Source organism: Paenibacillus psychroresistens (assembly GCF_009728935.1).
Classification (GTDB): Bacteria; Bacillota; Bacilli; order Paenibacillales; family NBRC-103111; genus Paenibacillus_AC; species Paenibacillus_AC psychroresistens.
Genome location: NZ_CP034235.1, coordinates 3,494,708 through 3,517,750 on the forward strand (window position 1 = coordinate 3,494,708; position 23,043 = coordinate 3,517,750).

At 41.9% G+C, this 23,043-nt stretch carries 25 protein-coding genes; 21 read left to right on the forward strand and 4 right to left on the reverse strand.

Annotated features, from left to right (window positions below; translation table 11 throughout):
- The first annotated feature begins 44 nt into the window (after nt 1–44).
- From fabF to ylqF, 13 genes are all read left to right on the forward strand, one after another.
- Complete coding sequence (gene fabF / locus EHS13_RS15625) at nt 45–1,289, forward strand: beta-ketoacyl-ACP synthase II (RefSeq protein ID WP_155701230.1); 1,245 nt, start codon at nt 45–47, stop codon at nt 1,287–1,289.
- Nucleotides 1,290–1,298: 9 nt separating this feature from the next.
- The gene (rnc, locus tag EHS13_RS15630) at nt 1,299–1,997 is read left to right on the forward strand and encodes a ribonuclease III (protein ID WP_155701231.1); all 699 of its coding nucleotides are present in this window, start codon (nt 1,299–1,301) and stop codon (nt 1,995–1,997) included.
- A 104-nt stretch (nt 1,998–2,101) separates the two neighbouring features.
- Entirely contained in the window at nt 2,102–5,680 is a 3,579-nt protein-coding gene (smc, locus tag EHS13_RS15635) for a chromosome segregation protein SMC (RefSeq protein ID WP_155705379.1), read from the forward strand.
- 41 nt (nt 5,681–5,721) lie between these two features.
- Nucleotides 5,722–6,711, forward strand: a complete 990-nt coding sequence (gene ftsY, locus EHS13_RS15640; protein ID WP_155701232.1) for a signal recognition particle-docking protein FtsY — start codon at nt 5,722–5,724, stop codon at nt 6,709–6,711.
- 108 nt (nt 6,712–6,819) lie between these two features.
- Nucleotides 6,820–7,182 (forward strand): YlxM family DNA-binding protein, encoded by a 363-nt coding sequence (gene ylxM / locus EHS13_RS15645; protein ID WP_155701233.1) that lies wholly within the window; start codon nt 6,820–6,822, stop codon nt 7,180–7,182.
- A 26-nt stretch (nt 7,183–7,208) separates the two neighbouring features.
- Nucleotides 7,209–8,579, forward strand: coding sequence for a signal recognition particle protein (gene ffh / locus EHS13_RS15650; RefSeq protein WP_155701234.1), 1,371 nt, complete (start codon nt 7,209–7,211; stop codon nt 8,577–8,579).
- A 140-nt stretch (nt 8,580–8,719) separates the two neighbouring features.
- On the forward strand, nt 8,720–8,992 hold the full coding sequence (gene rpsP, locus EHS13_RS15655) for a 30S ribosomal protein S16 (protein WP_155701235.1): 273 nt from the start codon (nt 8,720–8,722) through the stop codon (nt 8,990–8,992).
- Between the two features lie 24 nt (nt 8,993–9,016).
- Nucleotides 9,017–9,247 (forward strand): KH domain-containing protein, encoded by a 231-nt coding sequence (locus tag EHS13_RS15660; protein WP_155701236.1) that lies wholly within the window; start codon nt 9,017–9,019, stop codon nt 9,245–9,247.
- Between the two features lie 73 nt (nt 9,248–9,320).
- Nucleotides 9,321–9,842 (forward strand): ribosome maturation factor RimM, encoded by a 522-nt coding sequence (gene rimM, locus EHS13_RS15665; protein ID WP_155701237.1) that lies wholly within the window; start codon nt 9,321–9,323, stop codon nt 9,840–9,842.
- Entirely contained in the window at nt 9,842–10,588 is a 747-nt protein-coding gene (gene trmD / locus EHS13_RS15670) for a tRNA (guanosine(37)-N1)-methyltransferase TrmD (RefSeq protein WP_155705380.1), read from the forward strand. The genes rimM and trmD overlap by 1 nt, the downstream gene beginning before the upstream one ends.
- A gap of 147 nt (nt 10,589–10,735) precedes the next feature.
- Complete coding sequence (rplS, locus tag EHS13_RS15675; protein ID WP_155705381.1) at nt 10,736–11,077, forward strand: 50S ribosomal protein L19; 342 nt, start codon at nt 10,736–10,738, stop codon at nt 11,075–11,077.
- A 66-nt stretch (nt 11,078–11,143) separates the two neighbouring features.
- On the forward strand, nt 11,144–11,716 hold the full coding sequence (gene lepB, locus EHS13_RS15680) for a signal peptidase I (RefSeq protein ID WP_155701238.1): 573 nt from the start codon (nt 11,144–11,146) through the stop codon (nt 11,714–11,716).
- A gap of 16 nt (nt 11,717–11,732) precedes the next feature.
- On the forward strand, nt 11,733–12,593 hold the full coding sequence (gene ylqF / locus EHS13_RS15685; protein ID WP_155701239.1) for a ribosome biogenesis GTPase YlqF: 861 nt from the start codon (nt 11,733–11,735) through the stop codon (nt 12,591–12,593).
- A 68-nt stretch (nt 12,594–12,661) separates the two neighbouring features.
- Here ylqF and aroA read toward each other — a convergent pair whose 3' ends face one another.
- A complete protein-coding gene (gene aroA / locus EHS13_RS15690) occupies nt 12,662–14,017 on the reverse strand; it encodes a 3-phosphoshikimate 1-carboxyvinyltransferase (protein WP_155701240.1) in 1,356 nt (451 codons plus the stop codon).
- Nucleotides 14,018–14,124: 107 nt separating this feature from the next.
- Between aroA and EHS13_RS15695 the strand changes: the two genes are divergently transcribed.
- The 5 genes from EHS13_RS15695 to EHS13_RS15715 are packed head-to-tail and all read left to right on the forward strand — an operon-like array spanning nt 14,125 to nt 18,190.
- Nucleotides 14,125–15,039, forward strand: coding sequence for a LysR family transcriptional regulator (locus EHS13_RS15695; protein ID WP_155701241.1), 915 nt, complete (start codon nt 14,125–14,127; stop codon nt 15,037–15,039).
- Nucleotides 15,040–15,052: 13 nt separating this feature from the next.
- Nucleotides 15,053–15,661: a ribonuclease HII gene (locus EHS13_RS15700; RefSeq protein WP_155701242.1), complete on the forward strand. Its 609-nt coding sequence runs from the start codon at nt 15,053–15,055 to the stop codon at nt 15,659–15,661.
- 59 nt (nt 15,662–15,720) lie between these two features.
- Nucleotides 15,721–17,523 (forward strand): hypothetical protein, encoded by a 1,803-nt coding sequence (locus tag EHS13_RS15705; RefSeq protein ID WP_155701243.1) that lies wholly within the window; start codon nt 15,721–15,723, stop codon nt 17,521–17,523.
- On the forward strand, nt 17,520–17,813 hold the full coding sequence (locus tag EHS13_RS15710; RefSeq protein ID WP_155701244.1) for an EscU/YscU/HrcU family type III secretion system export apparatus switch protein: 294 nt from the start codon (nt 17,520–17,522) through the stop codon (nt 17,811–17,813). The genes EHS13_RS15705 and EHS13_RS15710 overlap by 4 nt, the downstream gene beginning before the upstream one ends.
- The gene (locus EHS13_RS15715; RefSeq protein WP_155701245.1) at nt 17,810–18,190 is read left to right on the forward strand and encodes a YraN family protein; all 381 of its coding nucleotides are present in this window, start codon (nt 17,810–17,812) and stop codon (nt 18,188–18,190) included. The genes EHS13_RS15710 and EHS13_RS15715 overlap by 4 nt, the downstream gene beginning before the upstream one ends.
- Nucleotides 18,191–18,250: 60 nt before the next feature.
- Here EHS13_RS15715 and EHS13_RS15720 read toward each other — a convergent pair whose 3' ends face one another.
- A complete protein-coding gene (locus tag EHS13_RS15720) occupies nt 18,251–18,481 on the reverse strand; it encodes an LSm family protein (protein WP_155701246.1) in 231 nt (76 codons plus the stop codon).
- Nucleotides 18,482–18,662: 181 nt separating this feature from the next.
- On the opposite strand from EHS13_RS15720, the gene EHS13_RS15725 reads away from it, so the two are divergent.
- Entirely contained in the window at nt 18,663–18,914 is a 252-nt protein-coding gene (locus EHS13_RS15725; protein WP_155701247.1) for a YolD-like family protein, read from the forward strand.
- A gap of 124 nt (nt 18,915–19,038) precedes the next feature.
- Here EHS13_RS15725 and EHS13_RS15730 read toward each other — a convergent pair whose 3' ends face one another.
- On the reverse strand, nt 19,039–19,878 hold the full coding sequence (locus tag EHS13_RS15730) for a cohesin domain-containing protein (protein ID WP_155701248.1): 840 nt from the start codon (nt 19,876–19,878) through the stop codon (nt 19,039–19,041).
- Nucleotides 19,879–20,120: 242 nt separating this feature from the next.
- Here EHS13_RS15730 and EHS13_RS15735 point away from each other — a divergent pair, with 242 nt between their 5' ends.
- Both EHS13_RS15735 and EHS13_RS15740 read left to right on the forward strand, forming a co-directional pair.
- A complete protein-coding gene (locus tag EHS13_RS15735; RefSeq protein WP_155701249.1) occupies nt 20,121–20,288 on the forward strand; it encodes a hypothetical protein in 168 nt (55 codons plus the stop codon).
- 24 nt (nt 20,289–20,312) lie between these two features.
- Nucleotides 20,313–20,903 (forward strand): hypothetical protein, encoded by a 591-nt coding sequence (locus EHS13_RS15740; RefSeq protein ID WP_155701250.1) that lies wholly within the window; start codon nt 20,313–20,315, stop codon nt 20,901–20,903.
- A gap of 445 nt (nt 20,904–21,348) precedes the next feature.
- On the opposite strand, the gene EHS13_RS15745 is transcribed toward EHS13_RS15740, so the two are convergent.
- A complete protein-coding gene (locus tag EHS13_RS15745) occupies nt 21,349–22,905 on the reverse strand; it encodes a YifB family Mg chelatase-like AAA ATPase (RefSeq protein WP_155701251.1) in 1,557 nt (518 codons plus the stop codon).
- Nucleotides 22,906–23,043: the final 138 nt, after the last annotated feature.

The window sequence follows — 23,043 nt, forward strand, 5'->3', positions numbered from 1 at the left end:
GGTTCTTTTTTGAAAATAATGCTGTTAAATATAGAGGTGAAGATATGGCGCATCGCGTTGTAATTACAGGTATGGGTGTTATGACTTCTCTAGGTAAAGATTTGGAAACCTTCTGGTCCAATCTTACTTCAGGCAAATCAGGTATTTCTATGATCGAGAATTTTGATGTGACCGAATATACAACACGTTTTGCCGGTGAGATTAAAGACTTTAATCCCGAGGATTATTTTGATAAAAAAGCAGCTCGGCGGATGGATCGTTATGTTCAGCTTGCTGTGGTTGCAAGCCTATCGGCATTAAAGGATGCAAACTTGAATGTTAATGAAGATACAGATCCAGAGCGAGTTGGGGTCTATGTGGGTTCAGGAATAGGCGGTTTGTCTACTTGGGAAGAGCAGCATAGAATTCTCCTTGAAAAAGGTCCTAAACGTCTTAGTCCGTTCTTCATTCCAATGATGATCGCGAATATGGGCACAGGCCAAATCTCCATACATACCGGAGCAAAGGGTCCTAGCAGTACAGCAGTTACTGCTTGTGCTACTGGTACGAATTCGATTGGCGATTCCTTCAAAATTATTCAGCGCGGTGACGCGGATGTAATGATATGTGGAGGAGCGGAAGCTCCGATATGCCCAACTGGCTTGGGTGGCTTTGGCGCTATGCGTGCCTTGTCTCAGCGAAATGATGATCCAGAGCATGCTAGTCGTCCATTTGATGTGGCCCGCGATGGATTTGTAATGGGTGAAGGCGCAGGTATTCTTATTCTGGAATCACTTGAGCATGCACAGCAGCGTGGAGCAAGAATCTATGCTGAGGTCGTGGGCTACGGGATGAGCTCGGACGCTTATGACATGTACGAACCGTCTCCAGGTGGAGAAGGTGCAGCACGTTGTATGGTTAAAGCACTGAAGGATGCTAAGATAGCACCTGAGGATGTAAGCTATATTAATATGCATGGTACTTCAACGGGTGCAGGTGATATTGCCGAAACTAAAGCGATCAAATCTACATTTGGTGAGGCTGCTTATAAAATTCCTGCCAGCTCGACTAAATCGATGACAGGACACTTATTAGGGGCAGCAGGTGGGATTGAAGCCGTGATTTGTGGGTTATCTATTTTGCATAGTGAGCTTGCGCCGACGATTAATCTGGAGAATCCAGATGTGGAATGCGACTTGGATTATGTACCGAATGTGTCACGTAAGGCAGATGTGAATATCGCGATGTCGAACTCTTTTGGGTTCGGCGGTCATAATGCGACGATCATTTTGAAAAAATTCGAAGCTTAGGTGAAATACATGAATCGAGATTTAAAGCAGCTTCAAACGCAGCTCGGTATTTCTTTTCGTGATCAACATATTCTCAAACAAGCTTTTACTCATTCCTCTTATGTGAACGAGAACCGCATGGCTAACCATAAGGATAATGAACGCTTGGAGTTTTTGGGAGATGCTGTATTGGAATTGACAGTATCGCATTATTTATTTGAAATGCATCCTCATCGGTCCGAAGGTGAACTTACGAAATTGAGAGCCTCGATTGTTTGTGAGCCCAGCTTAGTTTTGTTCGCAGAGGATCTCGAGTTTGGCCATTATGTTCATCTCGGCAAAGGGGAAGAAATCACAGGCGGACGAACACGTCCAGCTTTGCTTGCTGATGTGTTTGAAGCTTTCATTGGTGCCCTTTACTTGGACCAAGGGCTTGAAGCTGTGATTAGTTTTCTGAAGACCTACTTATTCCCGAAAATTTCTGGTGAAGGCAAGCCGCAGATTATCGATTACAAAACGTTGCTGCAAGAGCATACACAACAGCATGGTCTTGGCGTGATTGAGTATAAAATAGTCGATGAACGAGGTCCTGCGCATGAGAAAGAGTTTGTTTCGGAAGTATGGATGGATGAAGCTCAGCTTGGTCGAGGCAATGGGCGGTCTAAGAAAGAGGCAGAGCAGCAAGCGGCTTCGCAAGCCTTACTGAAAATGAATGTAACGGTTCTATGATGATGAACTACAACGTAGAGCAGATGAAGAACCAGCAATGGGTTCCTTAATCTGCTCTTTTTTTCTTTAAGTTTCGCATGGTACAATAGGTGTGGGGTGAGATGATGTTTTTAAAGCGAATTGAATTGACGGGCTTTAAATCTTTTGCGGACAAAACAGAATTGGAATTCGTCCAAGGCATAACTGCCGTAGTTGGCCCAAACGGAAGCGGTAAAAGCAACATTTCCGATGGAATTCGCTGGGTGCTTGGTGAGCAAAGCGCAAAATCGTTGCGTGGTGGAAAGATGGAGGATGTTATCTTTGCTGGAAGTGATGCGCGTAAAGCGGTCAATTATGGCGAGGTCTCTTTAACGCTGGATAATCAGGATCATGCGCTGCCGTTGGATTTTAGCGAGGTTACGGTTACTAGACGGGTTCATCGCAGCGGAGAAAGCGAATACTTGATCAATAAGCAGTCTTGCCGGCTTAAAGATATTACAGAGCTGTTCATGGATACGGGAATCGGTAAAGAGGCGTATTCTATTATTGGACAAGGGCGGATTGAAGAAATTCTCAGTACGAAATCAGAGGATCGCCGCGGTATTTTTGAAGAGGCTTCGGGGATTGTCAAATATAAATCGCGTAAAAAAGAAACAGAAAAAAAGCTTAGTGATACAGAGCAGAATTTACTGCGGATTCATGATCTAGTTTCGGAGCTGGAAGATCAAGTAGAGCCGTTGCGGGATCAATCGGAGAAAGCGTTTAGGTTTAAAGCGCTTAAAGATGAATTGAAGAATAGTGAGATTTCGTTGTACGTTCATCAGATTGAGCAGATGCATATCTCCTGGCAAGATACGAACGATAAGCTAGCTAGGCTGCAAGTCGAGCAGTTGACCTTTGCAACGGTAGTTAACCAGCATGACGCACAATTGGAGAAGCACCGTTGGGAGACGAAGCGGCTGGATGAGGAGCTGGAAAAGCTCCATGCACAACTCCTGCAAATTAGCGAAGAGTATGATAAATGCGAGGGCCAAGGCGAAGTTTTGAAGGAAAGGCATAAGTATCTATCCGCCAATCTTACGCGTGATGAACAGACTATTGCTGTTCAAACCAAGCGTTTAGCTGATAAGCAATTAGAAATGGATACATTCAAGCTCAAAATGGATCAGGTCAGCGCGTTATTGGTTGAGCATAATGCCCAACTGCGAGCGGAGGAAGAGCGGCTTCTAGGCGTTGTTGGCGGTCTTAGCAGTGAAGCTGAGGAAAATCTCAAATCCGAGCTGTTGGAAACATTGAATCAAATTGCGCAGAGCCGTAATGAAATCCGTTATGTGGAGCAGCAATTGGAAACAATTGGGCGTCGAGGCGATCGTTTAGAAGAAGAACGTAAGAAATGGAATGAGCAAAAGGAAGGTCTGGCGAAGCGAAAGGCGGCTTTAACGATTAAGTTGGCTGAGATTTCGACTGAAATTTCGCAGACTCGAGATAATTACATAGCTTTATCCAATCAGCTTAAAACCAAACAAGGCTTGTACGAAGAGATACTGGGTACAATTCGCCGTTGGGAGCAGAAGCTGGATGCGTTGGTTTCACGAAGCGATACGATGCGTGAAATGCAGAATGACTATGATGGCTTTCAACAAGGGGTTAAAGAAGTACTGAAGGCGAAGGATCGTCCAGATGGCCTAAAAGGAATTCATGGCGCGGTGGCTGAGCTGATCAAAGTTCCGGCAGATGTCGAGCTGGCCATTGAAACGACTTTAGGCGGAGCTCTGCAGAATATAGTTGTTGCGAATGAAGCTAATGGCCGCGAGGCAATTAATTTTCTGAAAAGACGTCAGCTTGGGCGAGCTACATTCCTGCCTTTGGATGTTATTAAGGGCAGAACAATTGGTGATCATGAACGGCGTGGAATTGAAGGTTCGCCAGGTTATGTGGGTATTGCCGTTAATTTGGTTAAGTTTGATGCCAAGTATGAGCAGATCTTTTCAAGCTTATTAGGGAATGTTGTTGTAGCTAAAACACTGGAGGATGCCAATCATCTGGCTGCGAAGGTTCAATATCGGTTTCGAGTCGTAACGCTTGAAGGCGATGTTGTGCATCCAGGTGGTTCAATGACGGGTGGTAGTCAGCATAAGAAGACAACCAGCTTATTGGGTCGTCAGCGGCAAATTGATGAAATGGTCCTAGAAATTGCCCAATCCAAAGCTCAGCTTAAGCAATTGCAAGAAAAAGCAGAAGAAGCTAAGGCTGAATTGCTGATTGGCAGTCGCCAGCTTGAGGAATTGCGGCAGCAGGGCGAATTGAAGCGAATTGAGGAACAACAATTTGTCGCAGAAATGAATCCTTTGGAGAATGAAGCCCAAACGATGGAAGATCAGCTGTATGTGGCGGAACAGGATAATGTAGTCCTCGGCGAAGAGGTCACCCAATTTGCCGGGAAGAAGCTGGCAGCAGAAGTAACGCTGCAGCAGGCAGAACGCAAAGAAGTGGAATTGTCACAGGCTATTCGTGATGCTGAGCTAGCGCGCAAGGCGAGCGAATCGGCTAAGGAGGAGCTGCAGGCACAGCTCACTGAGCTTAAAGTGAAAGCAGCGGCTAGCACGCAAGAGAAGCAGTCGTTGATGGAACAGCAGCAGCGGATGCAAGCGGACTATCGTGAGATTCGAGATGAGCTTGAAGCCAATCATAAGCAAATTCAACAGCTGAATGAAGAAATTGCGATATGCAATGCGGATACAGTGAAGCAGCTTGAGCAAATGAACGATCATAAGCTCAAGAAGCAAGCTTGCACGGAGAAAACAGACTTTACTCGTGCAGAACGAGTGGGTTGGATGCAAAAGCTTGAAACAGCAGAGAATGAAACGAAAGAGCAAAGAATTGCACTTAAGCGTGTTGAAGAGGATCTTCATCATACAGAAGTAAGATCGACTCGTTTGGATGTTGAACTGGACCATCTGCTGAAGAAGCTGTCTGAGGAGTATGAGCTGAGCTTTGAGCTGGCGAAATCTCGCTATGCTCTGCCGGAAGATGTGAATTTGACCCAAATTAAAGTAAAAGAAATAAAACGCGAAATTACCAGTTTAGGTGATGTGAATTTAGGGGCGATTGAAGAATTCACAAGGATCAGTGAACGCTATGAGTTCCTTAATGAGCAGAAGCATGATCTAATGGAAGCCAAAGCGACTTTATATGAAGTTATTCGCGAAATGGACGAGGAGATGTCCAAGCGCTTTACCACAACCTTTGAATTGATTCGCACGCAATTTGAAATCGTCTTCTCCAAGCTTTTTGGCGGTGGACGGGCTGATCTGATTTTGTCAGAGCCTAGTCATCCGTTGGATACGGGCATTGAAATCATCGCACAGCCTCCAGGCAAAAAACTACAAAATCTGCAGCTGCTCTCAGGCGGAGAACGCGCTTTAACGGCGATTGCTTTGCTGTTTGCTATTCTGCGGATTAAGCCAGTTCCTTTCTGTGTGCTGGATGAGGTTGAAGCAGCTCTAGATGAAGCGAATGTGTCGCGTTTTGCCGAGTATTTACGTGAGTTTTCACATGAGACACAATTCATTGTTGTAACTCACCGCAAAGGAACTATGGAAGAAGCCGATGTGCTTTATGGTGTTACGATGGAAGAGGGCGGGGTTTCCAAGCTCGTTTCCGTGCGATTGGAAGATCGAGATGAACAGCTTGTACCGGCTTAAAATGATATTTAGATTTAATTAGCATAACAAAGGAGATTCCTATGAGTTTTTTTAAGAAGCTGAAAGACAGTATTTCGCAAAAGGCAGAAGCCGTAACGAATAAATTCAAGGATGGCTTGAGTAAAACACGCAATGCGTTCGTTGAGGGCATTGAGGATCTATTCTCACGTCGCAAAAAAATTGATGAAGAGTTCTATGAGGAATTGGAAGAAATTCTAATTGGTGCAGATGTTGGCGTAAATACAGTGATGAAACTGATTGACGAGTTGCGCGTAGAAGTACGCAAGCAGAAGATTGAAGAAGCCGCTGCTCTACAGCCGATCCTCTCTGAGAAGTTAGTTGCCTTGCTGCAGCCAGGAGAAGTTAAAACAACGTTAAATATAGCAGAGAGTGGATTAACTGTTATTTTGTTCGTTGGTGTTAATGGCGTAGGAAAAACAACAACGATTGGCAAAATGGCACACATGCTGAAGCAGGAAGGTAAAAAAGTCCTTTTGGCTGCTGGTGATACTTTTCGTGCAGGAGCGATTGAGCAGCTTGAAGTGTGGGGGCAACGTGTAGGTGTGGACGTGATTAAACAACAATCCGGCGCAGATCCTGCCGCAGTGATGTTTGATGCTTTGCAGGCCGCAAAAACGCGTAATGTCGATGTATTATTGTGTGATACCGCTGGGAGATTGCAGAATAAAACTAACCTAATGGAAGAGCTGAACAAAATTTATAGAGTCATTCGTCGTGAAATTCCCGAAGCGCCACACGAGGTATTGTTGGTGTTAGATGCAACTACAGGACAAAATGCCTTAAGCCAAGCCAAGCTTTTTAGCGATAAAACAGGCTTAACCGGGCTCGTTCTTACCAAGCTTGATGGAACAGCTAAAGGTGGTATCGTCATTGCGATCCGCCAAGAGATGGACATTCCGGTTAAATTCGTTGGCTTAGGTGAAAAAATGGATGATTTGCAGCCATTTGATTCGGAGCAATTCGTGCATGCCTTATTTACTGGTTTGATGACTAATGAGAATGAAGATTAATCGAATTGGACTGTAAAGTAAAAAGACTTGACAAGCGATTCCGAAATTAGTAAACTAAAGCATGTTGTTGCTGTAAAGTGTTTTCCCTTTACGGGAGGTGAGTGTGCGGTGACAGAGGATCAAGCCTTAGAGAAGAATACTCGTATTAATCTATTATTTGATTTCTATGAAGCATTATTAACAGAGAAGCAGCAGAATTTCACACGTTATTACTTTCAAGATAATTATACACTTGGTGAAATTTCCTCGCTTTTTCATATTACGCGACAAGCGGTTTATGAGCACATTAAACGTGCTGAGCTTGTTCTAGAGGACTATGAAAGTAAGCTGCATTTGGTGGAAAAACATCAGCAGCGGGGACAAATGATCCAGGAAATAGAATTGCAGATCACAGCTATTCAAGACTCAGCATCGTCAGAAGTCAAGCAGCAGCTAAAAGCTCTATTAGAGCAAATGGAAACATTAGGTTAACGGTTATCCTCCGGAGGTGAACGATTATGGCGTTTGAAGGTTTAGCAAGTCGCTTGCAAAACGTGTTCAGTAAGCTCAAAGGAAAAGGCAGACTATCCGAAGAAGATGTCAATGAAGCTCTGAGAGAGGTGCGTCTAGCCTTACTAGAAGCCGATGTGAACTTTAAGGTAGTCAAGGATTTTATCGCCAAAATTAGAGAAAAAGCTGTTGGTCTAGATGTCACGAAGAGTTTTACACCTGGCATGCTTGTGATCGATATTGTTAATAAAGAGCTAACCGCCTTAATGGGTGAAACTCAAAGCAAGCTAGCACGCTCGAATAAACCGCCAACGGTTATTATGATGGTTGGTTTGCAGGGAGCTGGTAAAACAACCACAACTGGGAAGTTAGCCAAATTGCTCCAAAAGCAAAATCATCGTCCTTTGCTAGTTGCAGGTGATATTTATCGTCCCGCTGCGATCAAACAATTGCAGGTGCTCGGTGAGCAAATCAAAGTTCCTGTCTTTACATTGGGAGATCAAGTAAGTCCAGTTGCGATTGCAAAAGCCGGATTACAGCATGCTAAAGACAATGGTCACGATTATTTAATCATTGATACAGCAGGTCGACTACATATTGATGAAGAGCTTATGGAAGAATTGGCTAATATTCGCAAAGAAGTGGATCCAGATGAAATTCTACTGGTGATCGATGCGATGACGGGTCAGGATGCCGTAAATGTAGCGGATAACTTTAATAAACAATTGGAATTAACCGGTGTAATTCTTACAAAGCTAGACGGTGATACACGTGGTGGTGCGGCTTTATCGGTAAGAGCTGTAACAGGCTGTCCGATTAAGTTTGTTGCTACGGGTGAGAAAGTCGACGCTTTGGAGCCGTTTTATCCAGATCGGATGGCTTCGCGGATTCTTGGCATGGGTGATATGCTGTCGCTGATTGAAAAAGCACAGGAGAATATCGATGCAGATAAAGCGAAGGAACTCGAGCTTAAAATGCGCAACAACGAGTTTACTTTTGAGGATTTCTTAGAGCAGCTTGAGCAGGTTAAGAAGCTAGGGCCATTGGATCAGTTATTGGATATGATGCCTGGCATGAATAAGCTCAAGGGTGCTAAGGATTTGAAGGTTGACGATAAACAAATGGCCCGCACTGTAGCTATTGTGAAATCGATGACGACTCAAGAGAAACGCAAGCCCGAAATTCTCAATGCAAGCCGTCGTAAACGTTTGGCTTTAGGCAGCGGAACGTCGGTTCAGGAAGTCAATCGCTTGATTAAGCAATTTGACGATATGCGCAAGATGATGAAGCAATTCTCAGGCATGATGGGCTCAGGCGGCAAAGGTATGAAAGGCTTGAAGGGCAAGCTTGGCAAAGGGATGAAGTTTCCTTTTGGCTGATGCTTAACATAGAAAAATATAAGAAAGTATAGGTATCTTCCTATACAGATGTTATATTTCCGGACAAACGCATTACTTTCTTTCAGAAAGTGGCATAGCCGGTTATCCTTGGGTTTATTATTTTAAGGAGGTGAAAATTCATGGCAGTTCGTATCCGTTTAAAACGTATTGGTGCACACAAATCTCCATTTTACCGTTTGGTCGTTTCCGATTCCCGTTCTCCGCGTGATGGTCGTTTTATCCAAGAGATCGGTACTTATAACCCGTTAACAAAACCAGCTACGGTTAACATCGACGAAGAGCAAGCACTTAAGTGGTTGCAAACAGGTGCTCAAGCATCTGATACCGTTCGTAGTCTATTCAGCAAAGCCGGCATCATGACCAAATTTCACGAGCTTAAACTACAGAAGTAATTCTGTTGCAGTCGGGAGGGTATCATGAAGGATCTAATAACCGTTATCGCGAAGGCGTTGGTTGATCATCCGGAAGATGTGCGTGTGAATGTTGTTGAGGATGCCAATGCTACCATTTATGAATTGTCTGTTCATTCTACCGATATTGGTAAAGTGATCGGCAAGCAGGGTCGTATTGCCAAAGCGCTTCGCACCGTCGTTACATCAGCAGCAGTGAAAGAAAACAAACGCGTTTCAGTGGAAATAGTCTCTTAGACGTACAAAAAGGGCGGGATTATCCTAGCCCTTTTTACTGTATAACAACACCATTTTTAATCGGAGGTTACCCATGGGTGAAGCCATGTATAATGTGGGGAAGATCGTGAATACGCAAGGAATTAAAGGCGAGCTCAAGGTGCTGCTGCAGACAGATTTTCCGGAAACTCGGTTTCAAAAAGGCAATAAGCTCATCATGGTGGATCCTGATAAAAAGACGGAAATGATCGTCGAAGTCGAGTCTGGGCGTTTGCAAAAAAACGTATATATTGTCAAATTTGTCGGCTTTACTGACATTAATGTTGTGGAAAAGTATAAGGGCTGGATGCTTAAAGTCCGTGCTTCAGATTTACTTGAACTTGAAGACGACCAGTATTATTATCATGAAATTATTGGCTGTAGTGTCGTAACAGAGGATGGCGAGACGCTGGGGACTGTTACGGATATTCTAACGCCTGGAGCAAATGATGTATGGGTGGTTACACGACCTGTCGGTAAGCCTGTACTTCTGCCTGTTATAGATGATGTTGTATTGAAGGTTGATATCGCTGCCAAACAAATTCTCGTTTATATCATGGAAGGTTTGATCGATTGATGCGGATGGATGTGCTTACCTTATTCCCAGCTATGTTCGAAGAGGTATTTGCGGCGAGCATTCTTGGCAAAGCAAAAGAAAAGGGCATTGTTTCGTTGCAAGCGATTAATTTTCGTGATTATTCGAATAATAAACATAATACTGTAGATGATGCCCCATTTGGCGGAGGCGGCGGGATGGTGCTGAAAGCTGAGCCGATCTTTGCTGCTGTTGAAGCTTTAATTTCAGAAGGTGCGGCAAAGCCTAGGGTAGTCCTCATGTGTCCACAAGGGGAGCCTTACACGCAGCGAAAAGCAGAGGAATTATCACAGGAGTCCCACCTGATCTTTATTTGCGGGCATTATGAAGGCTTTGACGAACGAATTCGTGAGCATCTGGTAACGGATGAAATCTCAATTGGGGATTATGTACTTACAGGCGGAGAACTGGCTGCTATGGTCGTTATTGATAGCGTAGCGCGTTTACTGCCAGGAGTACTTGGCAATGAGATGTCTGCAGTTACGGATTCTTTTAGTACAGGACTGTTGGAATACCCGCATTATACGCGTCCTGCTAAATTTCGCGAGTGGGAGGTTCCGGATGTGCTGATTTCCGGTCACCATATCAATGTGGCAAATTGGCGGCGCAAGCAATCGCTTCGTCGTACCTGGCAGCGCCGTCCCGAGCTATTGACCCATGTTGAGCTGACAAAAGAAGAGCGTCAATGGATCCAAGCTTGGGAGCGAAATCCCGCGGATTCAATCTAATTAGAAGTTTCTATTGTTTTTCATAGGGCTCTATGGTAACATTAGTCTGTTGTGAATTTTTGTTTAATCTGGTGGTCCGCTTCGCATTACAACTATGTGAGACTTTATAACGGCGAAAGAACACCTGAGTGGAAGGAGGAAGTCCAAATGAGTTTAATTCAAGAGATTACTAAAGAACAATTGCGTTCCGATCTTCCAAGTTTTCGCCCCGGCGATACATTGAAGGTATATGTAAAGGTTATCGAGGGAACTCGTGAGCGGATTCAGTTATTCGAGGGTGTTGTTATTAAACGCCACGGTACTGGGATCAGCAAAACATTTACAGTACGCAAAATATCGTACGGTGTTGGCGTGGAAAGAACATTCCCATTGCATTCACCAAAACTAGACAAAATCGATGTAGCTCGTCGCGGTAAAGTACGTCGTGCTAAACTTTACTACTTACGTGAACTTCGCGGTAAGAAAGCAAGAATCAAAGAAATTCGATAGTTTTAACGGGGAGCTTGGAAGCAAGCTCCTTTTCGTATTTTTAGTGATATAAGGAAGGTGTACCGAATGGAGCAAGATGACATTGTAGAGCAGCCAGTGCGTGCAAAAAGTGAAGTTTGGGAATGGATTAAAGCCTTGGTTATAGCAGGATTACTGGTTGTCGTGATTCGCACGTTTATTTTTGCACCATTTATTGTGGACGGTCCTTCCATGCAACCTAATTTCTACACAGGTGAACGATTAATTGTTAATGAGATCATATACACGATTCGTAAACCTAAGCATGGCGAAGTTATAGTGTTTCATGCACCAGAAGGAAAAGATTATATCAAACGAGTAATTGCTTTACCGGGTGAAAAAGTTAAAGTTGAGAACAATAAAGTGTATGTGAACGGTAAGGAATTGGATGAAGATTATGTTCGTGAAGCTGTTAAGGAAGCTGCTGACCGTGGAGAAATTTACAATTCTCCTGATTATGCTGAGCAAACTGTACCTGAAGGCACCTTTTTTGCAATGGGTGACAACCGTCCCCAAAGCCACGATGGTCGTGCTATTGGACCACAACCGTTTTCTAAAATTGTCGGTAGAGCGGATTTCATTTTCTGGCCGCTGAAACAAATAAAATTTGTGCATCATTAGACTTTGAGGTGAAAGTATGACCATTCAATGGTTCCCCGGCCATATGACTAAAGCGCGGCGGCAAATCGAAGAAAAGCTTAAGCTGATCGATGTCGTGATCGAATTATTGGACGCGAGAATACCGATGTCCAGCCGTAATCCGATGATTGACGAGATTCTTAAGGGAAAACCGCGCTTAGTGCTTTTGAATAAAGCGGATTTGGCTGATCCGGGAGTGACTGCTGCTTGGGTCGCTTATTTCAAAGAAAGAGGACTGGACGCATTGCCCATTGATGCAGTATCCGGAAATCAGGTAAGAGAAATTGCTCCACGCTGTAAAGAGTTATTCAAGGATAAGATTGCAACTCAAATCCGTAAAGGCATCAACCCGCGTGCGGTTCGCGCCTTAATCGTCGGAATACCGAATGTGGGAAAATCGACGCTGACGAATCGTTTAGCCGGTAAGAAAATTGCAGCTACTGGAGATCGTCCAGGTGTTACCAAAGGCCAGCAATGGATTAAGATGGGTACGGAAATGGAACTGCTTGATACTCCAGGAATACTCTGGCCGAAATTCGAGGATCAGAATGTAGGAATGCGGCTTGCAGCTACAGGTGCCATCAAGGAAGTACTTTTGAATGCCGATGAGATTGCTTTTTTTACGATTCGCTATTTAGCCGAGCATTATAAAGGTCAGCTAATGGAGCGGTTTAACATGGAATCTATACCAACGGATTTATCAGATCCCAATGAAATTGTGAAAATTATGGAAGTTATCGGACGTAAAAGAGGAATCATCCAAAGTGGTGGAAGAGTTGACTTGGATAAGACATCCATGGTCATTCTCAGAGAACTGCGTGCAGGTAAGATGGGGCGGATCAGTTTAGAAGCTCCATAATACGCTATACTAAATAAAGCCACCTTATCCTAATTAGATAAAGTGGCTTTTGTGCATTTGTATGACTGTTATATTAATTCTATCACAACGCCGAGAGTGGATAATCGATCCCAGTAGTCGGAGCACGTTTTGGAAACACAGCTTGGATTCAGAGTGCTGATTCCCGCCACCTTACTTCCAATTAGGGCTAGCGCCATAGCCATGCGATGATCATCGTGCGGATTTAATTGTGCAGCTTTAGGTAAGCCAGGATAGACGGTAAATCCATCCATATGCTCGTCTACTTGAATACTTAATTTGCGAAGCTCGTTGCAAATGGCTGCAATTCGATCACATTCGTGGTGGCGAATATGCTCAATACCTAAGAGTGTAATTGGCCCATCAGCAAAAATAGCTAATACAGCTAGAGTAAGAGCTTGGTCAGACCAACGTTGCATATTGAGGGTGAAGCCACCTTTTAGATTAGAGGTGCCACATACTTCAATATAATTTTCACCCAAATTAATTGTACAGCCCATGACTTCCAAGACATTTAATAGCTCGATATCAGGCTGACGTGTTTTGGAGTGAATACCATCTACCCTAATACGCCCGTTGGTAAGTGCAGCAAGCGCCCAAAAGTAACCGCACGTCGATACATCGGGTTCAAGCTTAATATTCTGCGCTTTGTATTTCTGAGGTCTTATTAGAATTGAACTCCCGTTGTCACTCCATGATGATGGAACTCCAAACGCTCGCATCATTTCTAGGGTTAATTCGACATAATCAGGCTGAACGATAGAACCCTCCATTTTTATAGTGATTGCTTCCTCAGCATAGGGAGCGGCTAGCAAAAGCCCACTAATAAACTGACTGGATACGGAACCGGCAAGAGATACAAGCCCACCCATAAGACCATTTGCATGAAGCGTTAAGGGAAGGAAGCCGCTGTTAGCATCATATTGAATAACTGCACCTAAGCTAGTTAGAGCATCAAGAAGTGGAGCAAGAGGACGTTCATGCATTCGATTACTTCCTTTTAGATGCCAAACTCCACGACCAATCGCCAGAGCTCCCGGTAAAAAACGAGCAATCGTTCCTGCAGCGCCTACATACAATTCAATTCCCTGTAAGGTCCATTCGCCTCGATTGCCTTCAACAATCGCGATCTCCCTATCTACCTGAATCTTGATCCCAAGCTGAGTTAAATTGTGTATACACCAATAGGAATCGTCGCTTTTGAGAATTCCCTCCAAGCGAGAGGTCCCAACTGCTAAAGCAGCCATAATTAAGGCGCGGTTGGTCAAGCTTTTACTGCCTGGCATGGTAATTGTACCTTGCACTGGACTTGCAGATGGGCTAATTCGAACAGCTTGTTTATCGATGTAGTTAGACCAAGGGGATTGTGCTTCCTTTTCTGGTTCGTGCTGGTTTACTGTGTTCATTTCGGTCACCCTTTCCATTGTTTATCTCTCTTAATTTGATTATAATGAAAAAAAAGAAATAGATATAATTGGAATATTGATGCTTTGTCATAGAGGTGGTTTATCACATGTTTAACTTAGAGTGGTATCGAATTTTTCTACATACTGCTAAAACAGGAAATTTTACAAGGGCTGCACAGGAGTTATTCATCACTCAGCCATCGATTAGTTATGCAATCAAGCAAATGGAGCAAGCACTTGGTTTAAAGCTATTTAATCGTAATTCGAAAGGAGTAGAATTAACGGCCGAAGGTCAAGCACTTTTAGAATATGTTGAAAAATCCTTTCTCTTGTTGGATGAAGGGGAGAAGAAGCTGCTGGATCTTAAGCAATTTAATGGCGGAGAACTGCGTGTAGGTGCCAGTGATTCTGTATTTAAACATTTAATGCTACCTGTATTGGATCAATTCCATCAAGAATTTCCTGCTATTCGCATTCGCTTATCTCACGGCAAAACTAGTGAAATTGCACAACGCCTTAAGGATGGTCTGATAGATTGTGGAGTTGTTCATCTGCCGCTAGCGGATCCACAACTTGATGTACGTCTGCTTACGCAAACGCAAGATTGTTTCGTGGTTGGCGAAGCTTATCGTGAGCTTGCTAAAGGCCATCTGACAGCCGTTAAGCTAAGTGAATTACCTCTGCTCTGCTTATCACAAGGTAGCAGTACCCGTCTTTTTATGGAATGGTGGTTCTTGGCGCAAGGGATCACAGTAGAGGTAGATATCGAGCTTGGCAGTATTGATTTACTCATAGAATTGGCTAAACGTGGCTTTGGAGCAGCCTTTATCTCAAGGTCATTTGTGAGTGATGAACTAAAAAACGGCAGTTTATTCGAAATCCATACAAAAGAACCAATCCCCACACGAGGTATTGGAATAGCTGTACGGAAAAGTATTACGTTACCTTTGATTACGACAAAATTTATCGATATGCTTGTTTTAATGCCTGAATCTATGTACTCAGAAACTATTAATCTATGAATGGAGTGTTAGCATGCTGCAATTTGAACAAGAGCTATGGGACAAGCAAATCCAATACATAGCAGGCATAGATGAGGTAGGGCGAGGTTGTTTATTTGGTGATGTTGTGGCTGCGGCAGTTATTTTGCCTATTGGACTGGTGATAGAGGGGATTAATGATTCGAAAAAATTATCTGAGAAAAAACGAGATTTATTATATGACATTATTCGGGATCAAGCATTAGCTATTGGAGTGGGGATTGTCGATTGCATAACGGTAGACCAAATTAATATTAAACAAGCGGCAAGACTGGCAATGAGGCAAGCATTGGAGCAATTGACCATACAGCCTGAATACTTGCTGGTTGATGCGGAAAAAGTAGACAGCTCGATTCCTCAAAAAGCGATAATTCATGGTGACGCATTAAGTCAATCTATAGCGGCAGCCTCCATAATAGCGAAAGTCACTCGTGATCGTATGTGTCTGGAGTGGGATAGACAGCACCCGGTTTATGGAATAGCCTTACATAAAGGCTATGCCACCAAGCTGCATCGTGAGCGTATTTTGATGCATGGGCCTTCAGCTTTACACCGACTAACTTTTCTGAAAAAACTGCTAAATCTTCAACAGGAATTATTTTAATATTAAAAATTAAGTCGGATGCCGATATACTATACATGATGAAGTAAGGAGGCGTTACAATGGATGTAGGCCAATTATTACGCAGCTTATTGAATGAAGCGCAGCCCGGTGAACCCAAAACCTTAGAGCTCAAAGTCGGTCAAATTGTCAAAGGCTTGGTTCTACAGCTATTGGCTGGTCAGGATGCCCTAATTAACATTGGTGGCGTACAAGTAAAGGCTCATTTAGAGACACCTCTGAAACAAGGTGAGGTTACGATGCTACAGGTGCAGCCCGATTCCACTAATGGTCAAATTACATTGAAACCAATGGCAAATTCAACTGTGCTAATTGCAGATGAATCGCTTGCGGATGTGCTAAGCAATATGGGACTAAAAGATACAGTGGCCAATCGCCAAATCGTGCAAACGATGCATCAGGAGAATATCTCTTTAACTAAAGAAAATATGCAAGCCTTCGCTAAGGTTGTGTTAGCAAACCCAGCTAATGCGGTACCAGAGCAATGGCTGCAATCCACACTTTTGGCAGTGAAGAATAATCTGCCAATCACGGTCGAAACCGTGAGTGCCTTGCATCAAGTGGTATATGGGGCGCCAATCAATCAACAATTGGATCAACTAGCTAAGCAATTGAACGCAGCTCAAACGAATCCAGCATTATCTAAAGAAGTCTCTGATTTGATTACACAGATTAAATCGCAACTCAGCCAATTACAGGCTGCATCTTCGCAAGCTTTTCAAAGTCCTCTAAGTGAGGAGCAGACAAGTAGTAAGCCAACCGTGACAACAACGAACATTATAAATACGCCAATAAATACAAATCAATCGGCTAAAGATCAGCTAATTTCCAATACAGTAAGCTTATCAGGTACAGAGCAATCAACAACTGCCAAAGCATTGGGAGCGATAGGAAATCAACTGCCGCAATCAAACCCACCTATTGTAGCGCAAGGTGAGTCAACTGTGAAAAATGCAGCCGATGGAAAACCAACAAATCCAGTCGCAGCAGACGAAGCAAATAAATCTGTAAAGCTTCCGTTAACGAATGCCGAGACCGTAAAATTAGCGAGTACAAACAACGAAACAACTGTGAATAGAACACAACAAGCCAGTCAAACCGAAACTCCCCAATGGATTAGTAAATGGTTAAAATCACTAGGCGTTGAGCATGAGCAGCAGCTTTTTAAAGCTTTGGATAAAGCACCTGGGTTGGATAAACAGGGACATTTAATCCAGAAACTAGTACTCGAACCTGAGTTTACAATAGAAGGCAATCGCACCCCGGTTGAAGCAGCCAAACAAGTTGTCACGGATTCTTTAAAAGCTGCATTATTGCAATTGAACTCCATGGATGACACACCGCCAGCGCTTAAAGAAAGTGCTCAGCAGCTACTCCAGCAAATTACGGGACAGCAGCTATTGCTTTCGCCTGATAGGACTTCCATGTTTTCGCATATTACGATGATGATTCCGATGAACAATGAGCAAGGTCAGCAAACAGCGGCTGTCCATATCCAATCTCGCAAAGGCAGTCGGGGAGAAATTGATGCGAACAACTGTCGCTTGGTGTTTGATTTGCAGATGAAATCAATCGGAGATACGTTGGTTGATGTCCAAGTATTCAACAAAATAGTCAGTGTTCATGTGCATAATGATCATGATTTTGTTGCGAATTTATTAGAAGGTTCTCGTGACGAAATTGCTGCAAGCTTACAAAATGTTGGCTATCAATTTCTCTCACTCAAAATCTCACCTTTTCCAGAAGATGTTTCGGAGCAAGCAGCATTAACGAAAGACTCACGAAATGCCAATGTATCTTCTTATGCTTCTAAACCTTATAAAGGTGTGGATCTGCGCGTATGATTGAAAAGAAGCATGAAATAAAAAAGGCAGTAGCGCTTCGCTACTCCTCAGATAAACAGCAAGCGCCCGTTGTTATTGCCAAAGGTCAAGGTGAGGTAGCTGAAAGAATTATGTTAAAAGCCAAGGAATTCGGGATTCCGCTGCAGGAGGATGCTTCTTTAGTAGAGGTGCTTTCCAAGCTCGAATTGAACCAAGAAATTCCTGCAGAGCTATACCAATTGGTGGCAGAAATCCTCAGCTTTATTTATCGTTCTGACCAACGAGCCAAAGGGATGATTAAGCATTTATGAGTGAGAATGAAAAACTCGACCCCAGAAAAAAACTAGGTGAATATGGTGAAGGGCTGGCTAAAGAACATTTGGTCAGCTTGAATTATTTAATCCACCAGACGAATTGGCGATGCCGCAGCGGAGAACTGGATATCATTGCTCAGGATGCAGACATCCTTGTCTTTGTTGAAGTGCGGACTAGAAGAATGACTGGCCGTTACGGTACCCCTCAAGAATCCGTTGATCAACGTAAACAAAGAAAGGTCAGAGAAACCGCACAGGTTTATCTGCACCAGCAACATAAACACGATCGCAAGATCAGGTTTGACCTTATTTCAGTCGAATTAAACTCGCAGAGTGAATTTATCCGTTTGGATCATTTAAAGTATGCCTTCTGAATGGTTGACTAATAAAAAAAGCCCTCAAATGAGGGTATAACCTACTAGCTGAATGATCACTTAGATTAATAGACCGATAAAGAATAAATCGAAGAAAAATAAAGGTAAGAAAAAAGGGAAAAAGGCTGTTTGAACTTTTTTTCCGTTACTTATAGCGGTGACTCTTAATAATAATTTGTTATCATCGACCCTTACAAGGAAACCTGTATAAATATTACCATTTTTTGCTTTAATTCTTACCCGTTTGTGCAAATACTCATTGCTTTTTTTACGAATTGTTGAAGAGTTCATCTCTAATCCTCCTCGTTTAGTTGATAGGATAGTATATGGGAGATTAGTTTTATAAGTGTGGGAGTTTTGGCAATAAAACATCAATTGGTTTTATGAGGAGATAAAGAGGAGATAAATAAATATTAATACTATGTAAATCTGTGATATAATACTTTCTTAACTTGTATCGGGAGGGTAACGCATGGCAAAACCAAAAATAACTAAACGACCAACACGAGATGAGTTTTCGATGGAGGAAATAGGTAATCAAATTGTCGAAGCTTTTCAAGAGGAGTCTGAAATATTATTTACTATATGGGGTTGGGAAGAACAAATACGTGGACAGATCATTCTCATGGATTCCAGAACAGGGACAGTACATGTTAAACAAACAGATGGTACTATTAAGGTTAAGTATATGGATATAATGAAAGTTGACTATCCTAGAGATTGAATAAAGTAAGGCTACATAAAGAAAGTCACTCTAAAACAGTGGCTTTTTTATTTATCCATTAACTCAAACTCAATTGAGAAAAAGGAGGATTGTTAATCCCCCTCTAATTCATCTCAATATTTTTTTATTTTTTGATAATATTAATAGTGGAGAAATTGTCAGTGCCAGTTAATTGATTTAGTTTGACACCTTTATCGTCTAAAACTGATACTATTGAGTACATTGTTGTCGTTGAACTAGCATTTAATTTTTTTGCTTTAAATTGAAATTTTATTAAAGAAAGACTATCGGTATTCTTTGTGATATCCATGCGTCCAACTTTTAATATGACAACTCCATCATATAAAGTATTTTTATTAAGAATTTTTACATTCTGCTGCATTGATTTTGCAGAGACGAATTCTACTTTTAGTGGGTCATAGTTTAACAGGATTTCTTGCCCAAATATCGGTAAAGATGCATTTCGTAATTTATAAATGATATCAAACGATTTACCTGAAAAAACATTGACATTACTTGTCAATTCGATAGATGGTAGAGGGTGGTCTGGATCGCCTAGAGTCACATAATAATCGTGGGTTGTCGAGTATCCATTTATATCTGTCGCTTTAACCACTAATTTCTTCAAGCCATTTTGAGATTTAGCTCCAAGTTCAATCTTTGTGATGTATCCTGCACAATAATGGCAGCTAGCATCTGTTGAAAAATCCATTTTAGCTGTAAAGTTTTCGACTTTAACAGTCACTTTCGAAATTACTTTGGTCGAAGTAATCTGAACAGCAAACTCGAAGCTTCGAGGAACGAGAATTATCCCACTCCCATCGGTAAGATTAGGACGTGGAGTAAACATAGTGCCGAATGTAATATCACCAGCTGGTGGGGCTGCGTGTACTTGTGGGATCAAGAGTAAGGCTAATGCCAGAATCACCATTAAACTACTTAGTCTGGTTAGAAATTTATTCACATCAAAAAACCTCCCTAAATCAATTGGATACATAATGTATCAACTTAAAATTATAAAGGAAAATTTTATAAGTTTCAATTCATTTATTTTTTCGAAAATAGGCATAATTTTAAGTTTTCTGAATTATAGCTGCTTGCGATCCAGATGGCGATATTATATAGTTTTCGGAAGGAAGTTAATCTATGGTAAAAAGAACAATAATGATAGATTTAAATTTGATGTAAGTCAGAGAGGGTAGATGTATGAAAGTAGTTAAAAAGGTTGAGCAGATCACAGTCCACTATGAAATAAATGAAAGTATCTACGATGATGTTAATAACTATAAGAAATTAGGCTATTTAAAAATAAGTAGTGGTTTACATCAGGGTGAGTATCTGGTTGTTTACGAAAAACAACTTACAATGAATTAACTGTTTTTACGAGGAGTGATAGGAATGAGCTTTATATCCATCTTAGCCAATTTGAATTTATGCTGCGTTATGTCTGACGGAAGAGTATCAAACGAAATGACAGGAGAAATACTTCAAGAAGATTATCCACAATTCAAAAGTTATAATGATGGATCCGTTTTTGTTGCATGCACAGGAAATATAGAATGTGGAGAATTATTTTTAAATAGTGTTAGTGGATTATCTAATGATTTTGACGATTGGATTAGACATTTCGAACTCTTTATTGTTGATCTTAAACTACAAACTCACTATCAAGAAGATCCTTCAAGTTTCCGGATTCAAATGGCATTTGGGGGCATTAATTCTAATAACGAGATTGAGCTATATACTCTGAGTTCGTTTGATGCAGAAATTATTAAAAGCATTCCTCTTAAAAACAAAATAGCGAGAACCTTCTTGGGTTCAACGGTAGATTCTAGCTTAATAAATGAATTGTTTGTTACTGAATCAAAAAGAATACCGCTTAAATCACATCACGATTATATTAGTACACAGATAAAGCTAAATGAGTACGTTGCAAATAAGGATAACCAAGTTAATAAGAATACATTTAGTATGGTGATAAAAAGATAGTTAAGTATGTAGGAGAAAAAAAGGACTTCTTAACTAAAAGAAGTCCATGTTTCATCATCTGTTTTGTTATCGACTACTTTTAATCCCTCTTATATAAACATACACCATAATCGCACATAGTAGGATACTAAAAATAAACATTATCTTCATAACTGTTAGGGTTAAAACAATTCCAATGATCGTTAGCCCTGTATGTTCTGCAATATGCTTCCTGAATTTACGTTGTTTTGTCCTTATTAATAAAATAGCTAGGATGAAGAGATAAACTAAAAAAACCAGAGTGGATAACATTGTTAATGAACCTACTTTCGTGAAAAGTAATTTAATGGAGATTTAATGATTGTTATATAGGTTTACGAGAAACTTATCGAAAAGTTCCATGATTATTAAAGAATCAATTTAATATGAATTCATTATCTGGATCATCTGAAGTAAGCTTTCCAAATTAAATCTGCTTGCGATCCAAATGGCGATATTGTATAGCTTCAGCAAGATGCTGACTCTCTATTGTATCGCTTTCCTCTAAATCGGCAATGGTTAAGGCGATTTTGAGAATGCGGTCATGTGCTCTTACACTTAGTCCGAGTGCATCGAAGGCTTGAACCAGCAGCTGCTCGGCATCAGGCTTTAAAGCACAATACTTGCGCAGCAGCCTGCCGGTTAATTCACCGTTAAAGCTTATTCCTCGCGTTTTATAACGATTTTGCTGCCTCTGATGTGCCATTAAAACCGACTCCAGCATCTGCTTGGAAGATAATTGATTCTCTTTAGTTGTTAAAGAGGCGTAATCCATTCTAGGTACTTCCACATGTAAATCAATACGATCCAACAACGGGCCAGATATCTTAGCACGATATTGAGTTATTTTCAACGGGCTGCAAATACAGCCATGTGCTGGGCTCTCAGAACCATAGTATCCGCAGGGGCAGGGGTTCATCGAAGCTGCAAATATGAAATCAGCTGGGAAGCTAAAGACAGCTCTTGCGCGAGCAATGGTAACCTGACGATCTTCTAATGGTTGGCGTAAAACCTCGAGCGCATTTCTTGAAAACTCGGGCAGTTCGTCTAAAAAGAGTACGCCGCGATGCGCTAAACTAACTTCACCCGGTTTAGGAATTGAGCCACCGCCGATTAGCCCGCCAGCTGAGATAGTATGATGAGGAGCACGAAAAGGACGAGCCCGAATAAATTGTTTGGATTCATTTAATTGTCCAGCCACTGAATAAATTTTAGTAACCTCTAAGGCTTCATTGTCTTGCATATGAGGCAGAATCGAAGGCAATCGACGCACTAACATAGTCTTACCAGAACCAGGGGGTCCAATGAGGATTATATTGTGCATCCCAGCCGCAGCAATCATTAAAGCTCTTTTGGCATGGTGCTGACCGGAGACATCTGCATAATCGGGGGTATTAAAACTGGCATCTAGCTGGGTTGCATGAGGGTGTTCATTGCGATTAATTAAACCATCTAAATAATTAATGCCGCTAATTAAATCATGTTGACATTGCCGAATCTCTTGGAGGTTATGCAGCGGATAGATATGCATTCCTTCTATATAGGAGGCTTCTTCTGCATTCTGTGTGGACAGTAGGATGTTCCTAATTCCTAAGGTTTTGGCTTGATGTACCATCGATAATACGCCTGGGACGGGTCGAATCACTCCATCAAGCGATAGCTCCCCAATAATTAAAGCATTAAGCAAGCTCTCATGCTTGACTTGACCACTTGCTAGAAGAATACCTAGAGCTATCGCCAAATCAAACGAAGCTCCTTCTTTGCGTACATCTGCTGGCGCCAAGTTAACAGTTATCCGTTCCATCGGGAAGGAGAAACCGCAGTTCTTAATGGCGGCTCGGACTCTTTCCACAGATTCTCTAACTGCTGAATCTGGGAGACCTACCAGATTAATTTGCGGTAAACCATTGCTAATATCAACTTCAACGGTAATTAATTGAGCATGAATCCCTTGCACACATGCGCTAAACACTTTTCCATACATAAAAAAGCACACTCCTCCATAGTAGGTTCACTATTGGATAAGGTGCTTCCTTTTACCAATGTCCATTAAATTTCACTAGCTTATAACATTCTATTTCAAGCTTTGATTTTCCTGCTTGGTTAATAAAAACATTTTTGT

What these genes read in the sequence shown, in the direction of transcription:
- fabF (WP_155701230.1), top strand. Translation starts at nt 45, where the DNA reads ATGGCGCATCGCGTTGTAATTACAGGTATGGGTGTTATGACTTCTCTA.
- rnc (WP_155701231.1), top strand. Translation starts at nt 1,299, where the DNA reads ATGAATCGAGATTTAAAGCAGCTTCAAACGCAGCTCGGTATTTCTTTT.
- smc (WP_155705379.1), top strand. Translation starts at nt 2,102, where the DNA reads ATGTTTTTAAAGCGAATTGAATTGACGGGCTTTAAATCTTTTGCGGAC.
- ftsY (WP_155701232.1), top strand. Translation starts at nt 5,722, where the DNA reads ATGAGTTTTTTTAAGAAGCTGAAAGACAGTATTTCGCAAAAGGCAGAA.
- ffh (WP_155701234.1), top strand. Translation starts at nt 7,209, where the DNA reads ATGGCGTTTGAAGGTTTAGCAAGTCGCTTGCAAAACGTGTTCAGTAAG.
- rpsP (WP_155701235.1), top strand. Translation starts at nt 8,720, where the DNA reads ATGGCAGTTCGTATCCGTTTAAAACGTATTGGTGCACACAAATCTCCA.
- EHS13_RS15660 (WP_155701236.1), top strand. Translation starts at nt 9,017, where the DNA reads ATGAAGGATCTAATAACCGTTATCGCGAAGGCGTTGGTTGATCATCCG.
- rimM (WP_155701237.1), top strand. Translation starts at nt 9,321, where the DNA reads ATGGGTGAAGCCATGTATAATGTGGGGAAGATCGTGAATACGCAAGGA.
- trmD (WP_155705380.1), top strand. Translation starts at nt 9,842, where the DNA reads ATGCGGATGGATGTGCTTACCTTATTCCCAGCTATGTTCGAAGAGGTA.
- rplS (WP_155705381.1), top strand. Translation starts at nt 10,736, where the DNA reads ATGAGTTTAATTCAAGAGATTACTAAAGAACAATTGCGTTCCGATCTT.
- lepB (WP_155701238.1), top strand. Translation starts at nt 11,144, where the DNA reads ATGGAGCAAGATGACATTGTAGAGCAGCCAGTGCGTGCAAAAAGTGAA.
- ylqF (WP_155701239.1), top strand. Translation starts at nt 11,733, where the DNA reads ATGACCATTCAATGGTTCCCCGGCCATATGACTAAAGCGCGGCGGCAA.
- aroA (WP_155701240.1), bottom strand. Translation starts at nt 14,017, where the DNA reads ATGAACACAGTAAACCAGCACGAACCAGAAAAGGAAGCACAATCCCCT.
- EHS13_RS15695 (WP_155701241.1), top strand. Translation starts at nt 14,125, where the DNA reads ATGTTTAACTTAGAGTGGTATCGAATTTTTCTACATACTGCTAAAACA.
- EHS13_RS15700 (WP_155701242.1), top strand. Translation starts at nt 15,053, where the DNA reads ATGCTGCAATTTGAACAAGAGCTATGGGACAAGCAAATCCAATACATA.
- EHS13_RS15705 (WP_155701243.1), top strand. Translation starts at nt 15,721, where the DNA reads ATGGATGTAGGCCAATTATTACGCAGCTTATTGAATGAAGCGCAGCCC.
- EHS13_RS15710 (WP_155701244.1), top strand. Translation starts at nt 17,520, where the DNA reads ATGATTGAAAAGAAGCATGAAATAAAAAAGGCAGTAGCGCTTCGCTAC.
- EHS13_RS15715 (WP_155701245.1), top strand. Translation starts at nt 17,810, where the DNA reads ATGAGTGAGAATGAAAAACTCGACCCCAGAAAAAAACTAGGTGAATAT.
- EHS13_RS15720 (WP_155701246.1), bottom strand. Translation starts at nt 18,481, where the DNA reads ATGAACTCTTCAACAATTCGTAAAAAAAGCAATGAGTATTTGCACAAA.
- EHS13_RS15725 (WP_155701247.1), top strand. Translation starts at nt 18,663, where the DNA reads ATGGCAAAACCAAAAATAACTAAACGACCAACACGAGATGAGTTTTCG.
- EHS13_RS15735 (WP_155701249.1), top strand. Translation starts at nt 20,121, where the DNA reads ATGAAAGTAGTTAAAAAGGTTGAGCAGATCACAGTCCACTATGAAATA.
- EHS13_RS15740 (WP_155701250.1), top strand. Translation starts at nt 20,313, where the DNA reads ATGAGCTTTATATCCATCTTAGCCAATTTGAATTTATGCTGCGTTATG.
- EHS13_RS15745 (WP_155701251.1), bottom strand. Translation starts at nt 22,905, where the DNA reads ATGTATGGAAAAGTGTTTAGCGCATGTGTGCAAGGGATTCATGCTCAA.